General features: G+C 53.7%; 15 protein-coding genes, 1 tRNA gene and 1 pseudogene. 7 read left to right on the top strand and 10 right to left on the bottom strand.

Annotation, left to right across the window (positions count from 1 at the left end):
• Positions 1 to 12 precede the first annotated feature (12 nt).
• Positions 13 to 537 (bottom strand): DUF1488 family protein, encoded by a 525-nt coding sequence (locus tag BM029_RS22750; protein ID WP_092439975.1) that lies wholly within the window; start codon positions 535 to 537, stop codon positions 13 to 15.
• 415 nt (positions 538 to 952) lie between these two features.
• Here BM029_RS22750 and BM029_RS22755 point away from each other — a divergent pair, with 415 nt between their 5' ends.
• From BM029_RS22755 to BM029_RS25770, 4 genes are all read left to right on the top strand, one after another.
• Positions 953 to 2,077, top strand: a complete 1,125-nt coding sequence (locus BM029_RS22755; protein WP_092439977.1) for a hypothetical protein — start codon at positions 953 to 955, stop codon at positions 2,075 to 2,077.
• A gap of 35 nt (positions 2,078 to 2,112) precedes the next feature.
• Positions 2,113 to 2,385 (top strand): hypothetical protein, encoded by a 273-nt coding sequence (locus BM029_RS22760; protein ID WP_092439979.1) that lies wholly within the window; start codon positions 2,113 to 2,115, stop codon positions 2,383 to 2,385.
• A 9-nt stretch (positions 2,386 to 2,394) separates the two neighbouring features.
• Positions 2,395 to 3,228: a GIY-YIG nuclease family protein gene (locus tag BM029_RS22765; protein WP_092439981.1), complete on the top strand. Its 834-nt coding sequence runs from the start codon at positions 2,395 to 2,397 to the stop codon at positions 3,226 to 3,228.
• Positions 3,229 to 3,352: 124 nt separating this feature from the next.
• The gene (locus BM029_RS25770; protein WP_139217324.1) at positions 3,353 to 3,748 is read left to right on the top strand and encodes a hypothetical protein; all 396 of its coding nucleotides are present in this window, start codon (positions 3,353 to 3,355) and stop codon (positions 3,746 to 3,748) included.
• Between the two features lie 37 nt (positions 3,749 to 3,785).
• Here the strand turns inward: BM029_RS25770 and BM029_RS26410 are convergent, their stop codons facing one another.
• Positions 3,786 to 5,060 (bottom strand): HNH endonuclease, encoded by a 1,275-nt coding sequence (locus BM029_RS26410; RefSeq protein WP_244545182.1) that lies wholly within the window; start codon positions 5,058 to 5,060, stop codon positions 3,786 to 3,788.
• Positions 5,061 to 5,373: 313 nt separating this feature from the next.
• On the opposite strand from BM029_RS26410, the gene BM029_RS22775 reads away from it, so the two are divergent.
• Positions 5,374 to 5,709 (top strand): site-specific integrase, encoded by a 336-nt coding sequence (locus BM029_RS22775; protein WP_092439983.1) that lies wholly within the window; start codon positions 5,374 to 5,376, stop codon positions 5,707 to 5,709.
• A 106-nt stretch (positions 5,710 to 5,815) separates the two neighbouring features.
• Here BM029_RS22775 and BM029_RS22780 read toward each other — a convergent pair.
• From BM029_RS22780 to BM029_RS22805, 6 genes are all read right to left on the bottom strand, one after another.
• Positions 5,816 to 5,890 (bottom strand) — tRNA-Val (locus tag BM029_RS22780).
• Positions 5,891 to 5,984: 94 nt separating this feature from the next.
• Positions 5,985 to 8,249, bottom strand: coding sequence for a RelA/SpoT family protein (locus BM029_RS22785; RefSeq protein WP_092439985.1), 2,265 nt, complete (start codon positions 8,247 to 8,249; stop codon positions 5,985 to 5,987).
• 10 nt (positions 8,250 to 8,259) lie between these two features.
• On the bottom strand, positions 8,260 to 8,610 hold the full coding sequence (locus BM029_RS22790) for a RidA family protein (RefSeq protein ID WP_092439987.1): 351 nt from the start codon (positions 8,608 to 8,610) through the stop codon (positions 8,260 to 8,262).
• Positions 8,611 to 8,651: 41 nt separating this feature from the next.
• On the bottom strand, positions 8,652 to 9,518 hold the full coding sequence (locus BM029_RS22795) for an alpha/beta fold hydrolase (protein WP_092439989.1): 867 nt from the start codon (positions 9,516 to 9,518) through the stop codon (positions 8,652 to 8,654).
• A gap of 245 nt (positions 9,519 to 9,763) precedes the next feature.
• Positions 9,764 to 10,417 (bottom strand): 3-oxoacid CoA-transferase subunit B, encoded by a 654-nt coding sequence (locus BM029_RS22800; protein WP_092439991.1) that lies wholly within the window; start codon positions 10,415 to 10,417, stop codon positions 9,764 to 9,766.
• Positions 10,418 to 10,440: 23 nt separating this feature from the next.
• On the bottom strand, positions 10,441 to 11,139 hold the full coding sequence (locus BM029_RS22805) for a CoA transferase subunit A (RefSeq protein ID WP_092439992.1): 699 nt from the start codon (positions 11,137 to 11,139) through the stop codon (positions 10,441 to 10,443).
• A gap of 184 nt (positions 11,140 to 11,323) precedes the next feature.
• Here BM029_RS22805 and BM029_RS22810 point away from each other — a divergent pair, with 184 nt between their 5' ends.
• Positions 11,324 to 11,899, top strand: coding sequence for a LuxR C-terminal-related transcriptional regulator (locus BM029_RS22810; protein ID WP_092439994.1), 576 nt, complete (start codon positions 11,324 to 11,326; stop codon positions 11,897 to 11,899).
• Between the two features lie 10 nt (positions 11,900 to 11,909).
• Here BM029_RS22810 and BM029_RS22815 read toward each other — a convergent pair whose 3' ends face one another.
• Positions 11,910 to 12,329: an acyl-CoA thioesterase gene (locus BM029_RS22815; RefSeq protein WP_092439996.1), complete on the bottom strand. Its 420-nt coding sequence runs from the start codon at positions 12,327 to 12,329 to the stop codon at positions 11,910 to 11,912.
• Positions 12,330 to 12,474: 145 nt separating this feature from the next.
• Here BM029_RS22815 and BM029_RS22820 point away from each other — a divergent pair, with 145 nt between their 5' ends.
• The gene (locus tag BM029_RS22820; protein ID WP_092439997.1) at positions 12,475 to 14,166 is read left to right on the top strand and encodes an electron transfer flavoprotein-ubiquinone oxidoreductase; all 1,692 of its coding nucleotides are present in this window, start codon (positions 12,475 to 12,477) and stop codon (positions 14,164 to 14,166) included.
• A 38-nt stretch (positions 14,167 to 14,204) separates the two neighbouring features.
• Here BM029_RS22820 and BM029_RS22825 read toward each other — a convergent pair.
• A pseudogene (locus tag BM029_RS22825) lies at positions 14,205 to 14,544 on the bottom strand (DDE transposase); the annotation flags it as partial.

The following is a 14,544-nucleotide window of genomic DNA, read 5'->3' on the forward strand; positions in this document are numbered from 1 at the left end:
TCGTGGCGGAAGCTAGTCGAGGGCTGGAATATCCTGTCCTCGAACATGTAAGCCTTTCTTATCAAAATTTGCCGGGTTGACGATAGCCTTGGCTACACCATCCAAGATGTCTCCGCGGTGTTTCTCAAAAGTCTGTAAATAGACCTCATCGGTTTCATCTCCTTGGTGACCGCCGAGGTCTTCTATAGCCTCACGCGAGACAAAAACGGCAACTTCTTTCCCCTGCCATTCCACAGTGAACGGGAGTCCCTCCCACTTCATCATTGTGCTTGGTGGTCGGATGATATTTGGCCGTTTGTCTCTTAGGCAGACACCGGGGCCGTAATCTTGACTGCTAGGGACAAAATAGACGCCCTTATTCTCTAAAGCGCTTCGGATTTTTGAGACAGCCATCGTGTCGGCCGGCCGCTTCTGTCCCTCGATCTCACGAAGCGAGGTCAATCCTATTCCTGCGGCTTTGGCAAGTTCCTCCTGGGAACATTCCACAAGCGCCCGCCCTGCTCTAATCTGTGCCACTACAATCGCTTTTTTTGACATTTTAGCCACCTATAAAAAACGAATTTAACCTGTTTAACAAAACTATTGTAGTCTATTATTTTAAATTTAAATAGTCGTTTTGCGATAGCTTGCGTCGCTTCTGGGTGTTGCGGTCGCAGATTTATCTTTATGTGTGCCGAACCTCAGAATGTCGGATGCGAGGCCCATTTTTCGTTTGGCATACATATAGCTCAAGGCTTCCACAAAACGGAGGTTTTTTGGACACCGGCATCGTGTCCAGATAAGCAGGTTTGTGCCCTTACTTGTAGGCATCAATGTCCTTTGCGACGAACCGCAAAACAAAACTATAAATAAAGTATATTCACTATTTGACAAACAAAAAACCGTGGCATATGCTCCCCTCATCAAATCAAAAATATCAACACTTTATAGTTACTGAATGTAGGCAAATAAAATGACAGTAAAGCAAAACACCGTAAGCAACGAATCGGCAAACGACGAGGCAGGTCAAGACCGGTTCCTGGTGCTCTTCACACTTGAGCAGTTCCGGAAAGACATTCTCTCCCTCTATCTCTTGCATGTGAATTTGATTAGTTCGATAGCGAATCGAGAGGCCACATTGCGGTTTTTGGACAAGTCGTCTACTGAGGTCTACATAGACTTCGAAGACCCGGACGCTGTGGCGGCTGAGCTCGACTTCACATACTTCGATATCAAGGATTCTGACCTTGCCCGTAGTCTCGAATCCATGTACCGATACGCCTATCACGGTGAACTCGATTACACCGTCGAAGAGCTCGGACCCGGCGGTTACCACGTTGCCATTGCTGCGATTGTCAAGGACATGGCGGAATCGAGCTTTGTGAAGTTCTGTCTATGGGGTGACGTTGATCGTGAGGATGCCGTCAAAGGCATCAAGGATAGCGTTGCAAATTGCCTGCGAACGGTCGAGCTGGCCAATGCCAGGCTGACGCTCGAAGGACAACCGCGCTTTTTTAATTTCGATGGCAAGGATGAAGATTTCGACAATCTGTTTGGCTGCGGCGCCACGGATATGCCTCAAGGCGGCTACGGCGCGGCGCTAACCATACGTCAATTGGCGCTGCTGTCCGGCATGGGTGAAATGTCGATACGCACTTTGGCCAATCCGAAACGTGCCAATCAGATCCCGACAGAAAATCGTTCTGGACGCACGCTGGTTTCCATTGATGCCGCCAAGGCATGGCTAAAGGAACGTGGCCGCTACGTGCCGATCAGGCGCGGAATGGATGGTGCAACGAACGAATTCATGATTCGTAGGTTCTTCAGCACGAAAGATTTGTTTTCAACGGTAATTGCACGTTTAGCGGCGTTTTACGACACGACGCGACTGACCAGCTTTCAAGAGCTCGGTGACCGCTTTGGGGTCACGACGGAGGACAAAACGGCATATGGCAATCCAGAATTTTTAAAGGAATTGGCGGACATTCTCGACTTCCCGCCCCACTTGTTCGCGCTACGGGTTAAAGAAGCTCTTCTCAATGATGAGCTGGCAGCAGTGCGCCGCCAGGCGCAGGAAGAAATTCAGAAGTCTCAATAGTCACAATCGACCAGCAAAGAAAACGGGAGAAAATCATGAACATGAGCAAACACGCAGCCGTTCGCCAGCAGCAACGTGGCATTCCACCGGTCGTGGTTGATCTTTTACTTGATTGGGGCTGCGCCGAGCCTGCCAAGGGCGCGGACTGCACACGTTATTTTTTCGACAAGAACGCACGCCGAAGTATCAAGGCGCATTACGGGCAGATGGCAAGCCAAGTGTCGCGTTACCTGGACTGCTATGCGGTTGTTTCTGAAGAAGGTAGGGTTATCACGGTGGCACATAACATCAAAAAACTCACTCACTAGGAGCCAAAAATGCCAATCAATCTAGCGAAATTGCAAGACGCAGGTTTTGAGCCTGCCGGGAAGTGGATATTGACGCAGCAAGGCCTTGGCCTTGAGCTGAATGACGTAATCGGCAACAAAAAAGACGTGCTGTATGCCTTTGCAGTTGACGGCGCACTAAGGTACGTGGGGAAGACGGCTTCGACCCTACGTTCGCGTTTGCAAGGTTACAAAACGCCGCCGGTGACAGCCAATAGCGGCGCATCGACCAACATCAAGAATCATCAGAATATTGTCGCTGCGCTGAAGCAAGGCAGTACCGTCGATATTTATGCGTTGCATGCCTTACCCTCGCAGGAGCACTGTGGATTTGCTGTGAGCCTTGCCGCAGGGCTCGAAGGCAGTTTGATCAAGGATATGACACCGCTGTGGAATGGGCGCGTGCTAACGCAAATCAGGGATAGCCTGACTCCACCGAAAAACTCATCCGCCATCTCCCACAGCGCAGAAAAACCTGTACAAAAAAATGCTTCCTTGCAAGGGAAAGCTGACGCGGGTAACCATGACGTTGGAGTATCAGAAATACCTTCTGCAGAAACACTATTTGCCTTTGCCCGCAGTCAAAAAGGAGAAACATTTCTGACCCAGCGGGATAAAAGCCCTTTCCGCGTCGAGGTGGTCGGAAATTATTTGGAGGTTACACCGGAGTCTTCGCTTACGCATCGGCGCGAAAGCCGCGACAGTGTTGCTGCCGTGCTTGTTCGATTGGCCAAGACAGCATCCTTCAAGATGTCTGATTATAAGGATCTTTCTTTTAACGCCTCCTATGTCTTGGCATTGGTGAAGCGCTGGGATGCGAGTTAACAAGCGTATCAACGTGTCTTAATTGGTCGGGGGCGGGTGAATCTGCATTTGATCGCGCTGCCCTCCAAGAAAATGGCGGTTTTAACAATAATCAAGTCTCAGTAAGCAATGAGGAATTTTAATTATGACAACCGAATATTTGTATCAGTCTGAAAAAATCTTGAAAAACGATGTTGTTTTAGCTCTTAAGCTACCTCTTAAACTGAGAGACGCATTCTCAACATTGTGTGAATCGAAAGGCATAACGGCTGCAGGCTTCGAACACCACCGAAGCGATTCGCAAAGCATGCGCGCGCATTCCGGCCGAGATCGAGGCACTTCGCGCGCGCTTTGTTGGCGCTTAGCTTCTGGCACGAATGACAGGAGAGCTCTGACAAGCGAACTTAAGCGTCTTGCACCTGAATTGTGCATAGTGCTCCTTACGCGCCCAACAACGATGGATGCGTTGAGGCGAATCGTCCAGTTTGGCATTGATGGCTTGGGCCTGCATCCGGTACCTGAATTTATTTGCAGCATTTGATGCCGACAACCCAGGAATAACCGCAACTGACACGTCCTTAACCAAAATGCGACTTCCTGTGGCAATTCGGGCAAAGCGCAATGGCGTTTTCAACCGTATCTTCGCCATGATCAGCAAGTCGCTTCTTATGATGTACCTCAAGGTAGGGCCTTCCATCAGATTTCCGGTTGAACGGCGCAGACTTCTTACAGCGCCCGCAGACTCCTTTTGCCTGAAACAGTACCTCTGCAACTACGTCTGGGTTACGTAGAAAAACTTTAGTCGTTACCGTGACTTTGGTTGGTATGCGTCGAGCGTTTAATAGCCGCTTTTTGCGGGCGGCAGTGTCATCGCGAAGGGATGACTTCACGGCCTCCTCGAATGCTTTCCCGTAAGTCGATGCGCTGTCTGGAGAAGACTGCCACACCTCCATTGCATGATCGCCCTGAGGCGGTAGTTTGCCACCTAGAAACCCTTTGATGCCTTGCTCGATGTCACAAAGGGGAAAGAATTCTTGTACCGTTAGAAGCGTTCGCGTTTTGTTGTGCGTCAGTCGAAATCCAGTTACGACACCAGCATGCAACTCTCTTGGATAGCCGCCCCGTCCTTTCTCGTCCGGCAGTAGCAGGAAGACGAGATCGCCGTTTCGGACGCGACCGGACGCTATGACCCAGTGGCCAGTCTGATTTTTTTCCAAAAGCTTTCGATTGAACGAATCATTTGCGGCCTTGCCTGTCACCAAAATAGCTTGTGGACACGCCGCAAATCGAAGGTCTGTGCGATAGGAGGCGATGCTCATAGTGCTCTCCCCTCCAACATGGCGTCGTTTCTCATCGCCCGCGGCTCCGGCCGATCCTAAATCATTGCTTTTATCTTGGGGTTGTATGGAGTGTGGCGTAGAAAGCTGTTGAAATAGTCGCCTCGCTGGTATTCTTTTTCTTACTTCCGCCCAAGCAGTACGATTGCTATAGCCATTGAGCCTCGTGAGAGCCATTTCTATGGCAGTGAAATCAGAATTTGTAAAAATATGGGAAAGGGAGGTTTTAATTATTCGTTCTCTGATATCCCCTGGGGCATCCTTAACCTTAACCCATGCCTTGGGATTGATCTCACCAGATACGGTACGAACCGCAACCAAAGCCAAAAGCGGGACGTTTGCAAGTGCTGCCGCCGCGTCAAGCAAGTCACAAACCTGAGCGATTGCACGCGCGTTGTTGGTTGGACGCCCAAGTGCTTTCGCGGCAGTCTGATATGTCAGCAGCGGATCCGACTTGTTCATATCATGAATAATTTTGAGAAGGCTGTGGGCCAGATCGTGTTGAATTGCGCTCATCTTTGCCTTCTATTTTGGTTTTTTTTGGAGATAAAAATTAGATCGACAGTCCCGCTGCGAGCAATAGTCATTGGATGCCCCCCAGAGGGACATGACGTACATGGATGCCGCAGCTCTTATCCTACCGATCTAAGACGGCTGGCTAACAGGTTAACCTCCTCGACTAGCGTATGCAATCAAACGAGCAAAAACAATCTAAAGAAATTCAAGGCGCTACAGTCGGTATGCCCTGGCTGTCTGACGACGCATATCGTCAGGCGCCGAATGGCATCAATGGCGCCAGCAGACTGGCACTTAATCCTTTGGTGAATAAATGAGCGACTTGCGCACTGTCAAACTGACGAACCGGGCATTCGAGGCGCTGCGGCGCCAGAAAGCATGGACGTTATTGGATGAAAGCGGCCGCGTATTCCACAATCCGAATACGAATCGACCTTGGGCAAAGGAGCAGAACATAAGGGAACCCTACTGGAATCCAACCTTGAAATTGCTAGGGATACAGCATCGCCGACCATACAATACCCGGGCGACATATGCGACTATTGGACTCATGGCAGGAGCGCGGCCCGCTTATATGGCAGCTCAGCTTGGGCATGGATTAGATGTCTTCTATCGCGACTATGCTGCATGGATCAACGATCCAGGATGATGATCGCGAAATGAGTAAAATCGAGGCGCAGATTAGTGAAAATATCCCCGAACTATCCCCGAGAATTTCAAAAACCGCTTAACACATTGATTTAAAACAGGAATTTTGGTGGGAAGTACAAGTTTCGAACTTGTGACCTATCGCGTGTGAGGCGATCGCTCTACCCCTGAGCTAACCTCCCGGAGAGGTCGCTATTATGGCATAAAATTTCCGGCAAATAAAGCAGGCGCTGAGACGATTTGGCACACCCTCGTCCACCCCCTGCTCCACCAGCCTTATTGGCGCTTGGCTTCCAGCACCCCTTTTACGTCGCGGATCACGGCCAGGGCTTTTTGCAGCTGGGCAGTGGAAGCTATTTCCGCAGTGAACGCCATCCGCGCATGGGCCTTGGCACTTTGGGTGCTGACGCCGATGACGTTGATTTTTTCACGTAAAAACACTTCCGAGATATCCCGCAGCAGGCCTTGGCGATCGCTGGCCAGTACGAAGATATCCACCGGGTAGACGGTTTCCGCTTCCGGCGCACCCCATGTGGTCTGGATCACGCGCTCTGGCGCCTTGGCGCGCATTTCGGCGAAGTTCTTGCAATTTTCGCGATGGATCGACACGCCTTTGCCGCGCGTGATGAAACCGACCACCGGATCCGGCGGCGCAGGCTTGCAACACTTGGCCAGTTGCGTCATCAAACCGTCGGTGCCTACCACCAGCACCCCGGACTTGCCGCCATGCGCCACGCTTGAGGCGCGGCTCTTGCGGGTAATCGCCGCTTCTTCCAGTTCGCTGCTGTGCTCGACCAGCTTGGTGCCGTCATCGTGCAAGGCTTGTTCAACATGGCGCAGGCTGAATTCATCCTTGCCCAACGCCAGCAGCAAATCTTCCAGTTTGGCAAACTCAAGCTTGCGCGCCAGTTCTTCCAGGTTGACCGCAGTCTTGCCTTCGCGCTGCAAGGTCTTGTCCAGCATGCTGCGGCCGGTGGCCAGGGTCTCTTGCTGTTCGATCGCATTGAACCAGGCCCGTACTTTGGAACGGGTGCGGGCGCTGGCGGCGTAGCCCGGGGTCAGCCAGTCGCGTGAGGGACCGGCGCCGCCGGGCGCATTTTTGGCAGTAATGATCTCTACCGTCTGGCCGTTCTTCAGCGGCGTATTCAACGGCACCATGACGCCATCGACGCGGGCGCCGCGGCAGCGATGGCCGACATCGGTATGCAGGTAATAGGCAAAATCGATAGGCGTAGCGCCGCTAGGCAGTTCGATCACGCGGGCTTGCGGCGTCAACACATAGATGTGGTCGTTGAGCGTGGCTTGTTTGAGCTTCTCCAGCCATTCGCGGCGGCTGTCCTCATGTTCGACAACCGCATCCACCACTTCACTTTTCCAGGCCAGCAATTGACGCAGCCAGGCGATTTTTTCGTCGTATTTCTGTGCCGAGAAATTGGAGCCGCCGGCTTCCTTGTAGCGCCAGTGGGCGGCCACCCCGTATTCGGCGAAATGGTGCATTTCGTTGGTGCGGATCTGCACTTCGAGCGCCCGATCGTCGTCGGCCGTTACCACTGTGTGCAGGGATTGGTAGCCGTTTTGCTTGGGGCGTGAAATGTAGTCGTCGAATTCTTTCGGGATCGGTATCCAGATATTGTGGACGATGCCGAGTACGGTATAGCAAGTCTTGACGTCATCGACAATCACGCGGAATGCGCGGACGTCATACAGCTCGGAAAAATCGAGTTCCTTGCCCTGCATCTTGTTCCAGATGCTGAAGATGTGCTTGGGCCGGCCCGATACTTCTGCCTTGATGTCGGCTGCAGCCAGCTCACTGCGCAAACGCGTGATCGCGGCATCGACAAAACCTTCGCGTTCGATGCGCCGCTCTTCCAGCATCTTGGCGATGCGCTTGTAGGTCACCGGATCGATGAAGCGGAACGACAGGTCTTCCAGCTCCCATTTGAGCTGCCAGATCCCGAGCCGGTTGGCCAGCGGCGCGTACAAATCCAGCGTCTCGCGTGCGTACTGGCTGGTGCGCGCGTTTTCCATCTTGTGCTCGGAAAAATAGCGCAGCGTAGTTACCCGCGAAGCCAGCCGCACCAGTACCACGCGCATGTCGGTCGCCATCGCCAGCAACATCTTGCGCAAGGTTTCCACCTGACTGGCGGCCTGTTGCGCAGCATTTTTCCCGCGCATGACTTCTTGCGGCAAGCCGAAAGTAAATCCGTGCAGCCGCATCAGTTGGCGGACGCCACCTACCAGATCCGAGATTTCCTTGCCAAATCGCTGCTCGATTGTGTCCGCATAGCTGGCGTCCAGCGAAGGTAATTCAAACAGCAAGGCTGCGATCCGGGTTTCGACGTCGGTATCGAGCACGGCCAGTATGCTGGCCACACCTTGCGAGAAATCGAGTGTGCTCTGGCCGGTAGCGATGAAATTATCGGCATACAGCGGCTCGACAAAAGCCAGGGCATCGAGCACGCGCGCGCTATCCGCGGCACTTAAGCCGGCAGTGCACAACTGGATTTGCGAAGCGCGTTGTGTTGCAGTGAGCGAAACCATGCTTACATCTTTATTTTTGTGCTGCGACCACGATAATTTCTATCAGGATTTCCGGACGGGCCAGCTTGGCTTCCACCGTCGCTCGTGGTGGCGCATTGCCGGCCGACACCCATGTATCCCACACCGCATTCATGCCATCGAAATCCTTGACGTCGGCCAGGTAGATCTGGCACGACAGGATGTGATGCTTGTCGCTGCCGGCTTCCACCAGCAGACGATCGATATGGGCCAGCGATTCACGCGTCTGGCCTTCGATGTTCTGGGTAGTATCTTCTGCCAGTTGGCCGGCCAGGTAAATGGTGCCGTTGTGGATGGCGACTTCTGAAAGTCTCTTGCCGACATGCAGACGTTGGATAGCCATAATTCGTCTCCTGAATATAAAAAAACTTGCGCAATAACAAATCAGCCGATCAGAAAATCGGTGACAACTTTTATCTGGTCGGTATGCAGGAAGGTCGGTGCGTGACCAACGCCGGCCAACTCAACCAGCTTCGCCTTCGGCCCGCTTTCCGTCATCAGTCGAGCGGTCTCCGCCGACAGCAAATCGGATTCGGCGCCACGCACCAGCAAGGTCGGGCAAGTAACCGACTGGTACGCTTTCCATAACAGCATTTCCGACAGCTTGAAGGTTTCCGGACTGGTCGAGATGAATGGCTGGGCCAGTTTCAAATCGTAATGGCGGATCCATTCCCCTTCCCCATTCTGGCGTAAAACATCGCTAGCCAGCTTATGCCACTCGATGTCGGTGTGCGGACCGAACGATGCCGAGATGGCGCGAATATAGGCCGCAGCCTCGTCAAATGTGGCGAAGCGCATGTCGGCGCCGATATACAGGCCGATACGCCCCATCGCCTCCGGATTCAGGCTGGGGCCGACATCGTTCAATACCATCTTGCGCAGCGGGTTTTCCGGTAGCGAGGCCAGTCCGATACCGATCAGGCCGCCCATCGAAGTGCCGACCAGATCGACGGTTTCGGCATTCAGCCGCGCCAGCAAGGTCACCACGTCGTTCAGGTATTGTGGCAACACATAATATTGCGGATCGCGCAGCCAGTTGGAGCGGCCGCGGCCGACCACATCCGGGCAGATTACGCGATAGGTATCGCACATGGCGCGCGCCAGCTGATCGAAATCGTCCGAGACGCGAGTCACGCCATGCAGGCATAACAAAACATTGGGATTGTGCGGATCGCCCCACTCCTGGTAAGCCATCTTGTGCAAACCGGCGGGCGAAATACATTGGACAGTCTTGTGCGCGGCTATGGTCATTGCGATCCCGTTTCGGTAAAGACTTGATGGATGCGGCAAGCAAAACCGGGGAAAATTTTATGTTTTGCTTTGCGTATAAACAACATCTTATCGCATATGCGGGCACCCTTGCACGTTACCTGACACAGAACTGCCTTAAATAGTGTTATCGATTAAATACGATCGCCTTTCAACAGGATTTCTCGGGCGAAAAAAAAAGCGGCGTTTGACACTCATTGTCAAACGCCGCTTGATTACACCAAATTTCAGTGCAGTGCGCTCAGATCCAACGATGCACCGGTTTGCGCAACAATATCTTGCTGGCTGACGCCCGGCGCCAGCTCAATCACCTTCAAGCCTTGCGGCGTCACATCCAGCACGCCGAGATCGGTGATGATGCGATTAACGACGCCAACGCCGGTCAGCGGTAAGTTGCAGGCATCGAGAATCTTGTGCGAGGTGGAGCCATCCTTGGCCTTGGCAACGTGTTCCATCAACACCACCACCCTGCCGACACCAGCCACCAGATCCATCGCGCCGCCCATGCCTTTGACCATCTTGCCGGGGATCATCCAGTTCGCCAGATCGCCATTCTTGGAGACCTGCATCGCGCCGAGTATGGCGATGTTGATTTTGCCGCCGCGTATCATGGCGAACGAATCCGCCGAACTGAAATACGACGATCCCGGCAACGAAGTTACAGTCTGCTTGCCTGCATTGATCAGGTCGGGGTCGACCGCATCGTCGGTCGGGAACGGCCCAATGCCCAGCAAGCCGTTTTCCGACTGCAGCCAGACTTCAATCTCTTGCGGCACATGGTTCGCCACCAGCGTCGGCAAGCCGATCCCCAGGTTGACGTAAAACCCGTCCTGCAATTCCTTTGCCGCCCGCGCGGCCATTTCATCACGTGTCCATGCCATGGTGTTCTCCGTATTTTTTTATGTTATGCCGTACGAACGGTGCGCTGTTCGATCCGTTTTTCCGGCGTCGCATTAACCACGATGCGATGGACGAATATGCCGGGCGTGTGCACCTGGTCCGGATCGATCTCGCCGACCTCAACCAGATGCTCGACCTCCACCACAGTGATTTTCCCTGCCATCGCCACGTTCGGATTAAAGTTACGGGCAGTCTTGTTGAACACCAGGTTGCCGCTGCGATCTGCCTTGTAGGCTTTGACCAAAGAGATGTCGGCCACCAGCGAACGTTCCATCACATATTTGGCGCCGTCGAACTCGCGGATTTCCTTGCCCTCGGCGACCAGGGTACCGACGCCGGTTTTAGTGAAAAATGCCGGAATGCCAGCGCCGCCGGCACGCAGCTTTTCCGCCAGCGTACCTTGCGGCGTGAATTCAAGCTCCAGCTCGCCTGCAAGGTATTGCCGTTCGAATTCTTTGTTCTCGCCGACATAAGAGGCGATCATTTTCTTGATCTGACGGGTAGCCAGCAGTTGCCCGAGGCCGAAGCCGTCGACACCCGCATTGTTAGAGATGGCAGTCAGGTTTTGCACGCCGGAATTGCGCAGAGCCAGGATCAGTGCCTCTGGAATGCCGCACAGGCCGAAACCGCCTACAGCGATGGTCTGGCCATCCTTGACTATGCCGGCCAACGCGCTTGCCGCGTCAGGATAAACTTTGTTCATACCGATGTCTCCTGTTTGTGTAAACTCGCACTATTATTGCTTTAGGTTCAGTCTGTTAGGATATGACGAAGTGATGCTTCCAACAATACCGTAAAAATACGAATTTTACGCATACCGGCGGATTGTCTGCCGGTATGTAGCAACTGCCCTGACCACGACCACCAACATCTGACTGATTCATCAAGTGCCCTTGCCCAATATTGCTGTCGATTATGCCTCCATTTTTGCCCACGCGCCGATAGGCATGTGCGTCTCCGAACGCCGCATCATGCAGGTGTGCAACCTGGCATTGGCAAAAATGTTCGCTTACCAGCCTGGCGAATTGAACGGCCAGTCGTTTCAGGTACTGTACCCGACGCAGGACGAATTTGAACGCACCGGCGCCCGTATCGTGCCGATCATGAATGCCAAGGGTGTCTATTCCGACGAAAGAATCATGCGGCGCTCCAACGGCGAGTTGTTCTGGTGCCATGTCACCGGCCATGCGCTGGTGCGGGAAGACACGCACGCCGCAGGCATCTGGACTTTTGAAGATTTGAGTGAAAAGCGCCGGGCTTCGGCCACACTCTCGCCGCGCGAGCGGGAGATTGCGGCGTTGCTGGTGGAAGGTAAGACCAGCAAGCTGATCGGCAAGCAGATCGGACTAAGCCCGCGCACGGTGGAAATGCACCGGGCCAATCTCATGAAGAAGTTCACGGCATCGACTTCCAGCGAACTGGTGCACCGCCTGCTGGGCATTTCCCAGAACGAAGGGGTTTAAAGACTGACGCTTAGGCCGCGAGCACCGGATTGGTCAGCAGTTGACGCAGATCGTCAGGCAGAGGCATGGATTTTTCCAGGTCGAAATCAACCCAGACTATCTTTGCCATTCCTTCGGCAAACACCACTTCCGGCAAGTCGGCACGGCGGATTTCATAGCTGGCCTCGAAACTCGAACGGCCGATCGCGCCAATATAGGATTTAACCTCCACGTCGCAGGGATATTTCAATTGTCGCAAGAAACTGCATTGCGCATTGACCAGCACCGGCCCGTGACGCGAGTCAAAGTCGCTGCCTAGCTGCTGCAGCCATTCAATACGCGCCTGCTCCATATAGCGGAAATAAACGGTGTTATTGACATGGCCGAGCGCATCCATATCGCCCCAGCGCATGGCAATCCGTGTGGTGTGGACGTGTTTTTTGTTTTCCATAGCGTTTACTTTACTGACTACTCCATTTGGGGGGCTGCAACAAGCGAAGAACACCACTATACTGCCCACGAAACCTAGCATTCTGCCGCAAAATCCCCCACAATTAGCACATCCGTTCGAAAAATTAATTATAGGTAAAGAGACAATGACTCCAACCCAAGGGCAGAACCAACAGAGCCTCGTCGAGCAATACGGCCCGCGCGAAGCCATGGAATATGACGTAGTGGTGGTCGGTGGCGGGCCAGCCGGCCTGGCAGCGGCGATCCGCTTGAAACAGCAAGCCGCCGAACAAGGCCGCGAAGTATCAGTCTGCGTCCTGGAAAAAGGCAGTGAAATCGGCGCCCATATCCTCTCCGGCGCAGTGATGGACCCGCAGGCACTGACTGAGTTGCTGCCAGACTGGAAAGAACTGGGCGCACCGCTAACGACCGAAGTCAGCGAAGACCGCTTCCTGTTCCTCACTGAGAAGAAAGCCTACAAGACGCCTAACTGGCTGCTGCCGGCCTGTTTCCAGAATCATGGCAATTATGTCATCTCGCTGGCGAATGTAGTGCGCTGGCTCGGCCAGCAGGCGGAATTGCTCGGCGTTGAGATTTTCCCTGGCTTCCCGGCAGCTGAAGTGTTGTATAACGACGACGGCTCGGTCAAGGGCGTAGCCACCGGCAACATGGGCGTGGACCGTCATGGCCAGCCGACCGATGCTTTCCAGTTGGGTATGGAACTGCACGCCAAATACACCCTGTTTGCCGAAGGCGCACGTGGTCATCTGGGCAAGCAGTTGATGGCAAAATTCGACTTGAACAAGGGCAAGGACCCGCAAACTTACGCAATCGGCATCAAGGAACTGTGGGAAATCGATCCCAAGCTGCATCAGCCGGGCCTGGTGGTCCATACCGCAGGCTGGCCGCTGGATACGCAAACCTATGGCGGTTCTTTCCTGTATCACCTGGAAAACAACCAGGTCGCGGTCGGATACGTGGTCGGTCTGGCTTACGAAAATCCTTACCTGTCGCCTTACGAAGAATTCCAGCGTTACAAAACTCATCCGGAAATCAGCAAGTTTTTCGAAGGTGGCAAGCGTATTTCCTACGGCGCCCGCGCGATTACCGCCGGCGGCCTGCAATCGCTGCCTAAGCTGACCTTCCCTGGCGGCGCCCTCATCGGCTGCGATGCCGGCTTCCTCAACGCCAGCCGCATCAAAGGTAGTCACGCCGCCATCAAGACCGGCATGCTGGCCGCCAACGCCGCGTTTGAAGCCTTGGGTAACAACCGTCAATTTGATGAACTGACCGCTTATAGCGAAGCATTCGAAAAATCCTGGCTGCATCAGGAGCTGCACAAGGCGCGCAACTTCAAACCGTGGATGAGCAAAGGCCTGTATCTCGGCACCTTGATGGTCGGTATCGATCAGGTTGTATTCGGCGGCAAAGCGCCATGGACATTGCGTCACACCCATGCCGACCATGAATGCCTGAAACCGGCTGCCAACTATGCGCCGATCAAGTATCCGAAACCGGATGGCAAGCTGACCTTCGACCGATTGTCGTCGGTGTTCATTTCCAACACCAACCACGCAGAAGACCAGCCGATTCATCTGACGTTGAAAGATCCGAACGTACCGGTGAACGTCAATCTGCGCGATTATGCCGGCCCGGAAGCGCGTTACTGCCCTGCCGGCGTGTATGAATTCGTAACAAACGAAGACAATACCGAACGCCTGCAAATCAATGCGCAAAATTGCGTGCATTGCAAGACTTGCGATATCAAGGATCCGACACAGAACATCGTGTGGGTGACGCCGGAAGGTGGCGGCGGGCCGAATTATCCGAACATGTAATTTGCAAAAAAGGCTGCCTACGCAGTAATGCCGTTCAGTTAAGCAGGTTTTCGTAGAACGCGAGTAGCATAGCGCTGTGGTTTTGCCTTAACGGCCCGGTCGAATTTTCGATCGGGCCGTTCGTCATTGAGAAGGCTAACGAGCCTTTCACGGAGATGCTTCATCGAAGCGGGCAGCTTGCCGTAGGACCTGGTGACGGCGGCCCAGTGAAGCTCGAACTGGATCAAATGAAAGGCGCGGATGAAGCTTACTTGCGTGGGTTCACATTTGACCACCAATGCTGCCTTGGCAATCTCCAGGCGAATCATGTTGTAGGCGATCAGGGTGCCCCATATTTCCTGATATACGCCGTCCACGGTTTTTGAACGCAGAGTGAGC

Origin of the sequence: Collimonas sp. OK607 (assembly GCF_900111995.1) — a bacterium.
In the GTDB taxonomy this organism is placed as follows: Bacteria; Pseudomonadota; Gammaproteobacteria; order Burkholderiales; family Burkholderiaceae_D; genus Collimonas.

Bases quoted from the DNA above. Each gene is read 5' to 3' on its own strand.
- BM029_RS22750 (WP_092439975.1), bottom strand. From the start codon at position 537: ATGTCAAAAAAAGCGATTGTAGTGGCACAGATTAGAGCAGGGCGGGCG.
- BM029_RS22755 (WP_092439977.1), top strand. From the start codon at position 953: ATGACAGTAAAGCAAAACACCGTAAGCAACGAATCGGCAAACGACGAG.
- BM029_RS22760 (WP_092439979.1), top strand. From the start codon at position 2,113: ATGAACATGAGCAAACACGCAGCCGTTCGCCAGCAGCAACGTGGCATT.
- BM029_RS22765 (WP_092439981.1), top strand. From the start codon at position 2,395: ATGCCAATCAATCTAGCGAAATTGCAAGACGCAGGTTTTGAGCCTGCC.
- BM029_RS25770 (WP_139217324.1), top strand. From the start codon at position 3,353: ATGACAACCGAATATTTGTATCAGTCTGAAAAAATCTTGAAAAACGAT.
- BM029_RS26410 (WP_244545182.1), bottom strand. From the start codon at position 5,060: ATGAGCGCAATTCAACACGATCTGGCCCACAGCCTTCTCAAAATTATT.
- BM029_RS22775 (WP_092439983.1), top strand. From the start codon at position 5,374: ATGAGCGACTTGCGCACTGTCAAACTGACGAACCGGGCATTCGAGGCG.
- BM029_RS22785 (WP_092439985.1), bottom strand. From the start codon at position 8,249: ATGGTTTCGCTCACTGCAACACAACGCGCTTCGCAAATCCAGTTGTGC.
- BM029_RS22790 (WP_092439987.1), bottom strand. From the start codon at position 8,610: ATGGCTATCCAACGTCTGCATGTCGGCAAGAGACTTTCAGAAGTCGCC.
- BM029_RS22795 (WP_092439989.1), bottom strand. From the start codon at position 9,518: ATGACCATAGCCGCGCACAAGACTGTCCAATGTATTTCGCCCGCCGGT.
- BM029_RS22800 (WP_092439991.1), bottom strand. From the start codon at position 10,417: ATGGCATGGACACGTGATGAAATGGCCGCGCGGGCGGCAAAGGAATTG.
- BM029_RS22805 (WP_092439992.1), bottom strand. From the start codon at position 11,139: ATGAACAAAGTTTATCCTGACGCGGCAAGCGCGTTGGCCGGCATAGTC.
- BM029_RS22815 (WP_092439996.1), bottom strand. From the start codon at position 12,329: ATGGAAAACAAAAAACACGTCCACACCACACGGATTGCCATGCGCTGG.
- BM029_RS22820 (WP_092439997.1), top strand. From the start codon at position 12,475: ATGACTCCAACCCAAGGGCAGAACCAACAGAGCCTCGTCGAGCAATAC.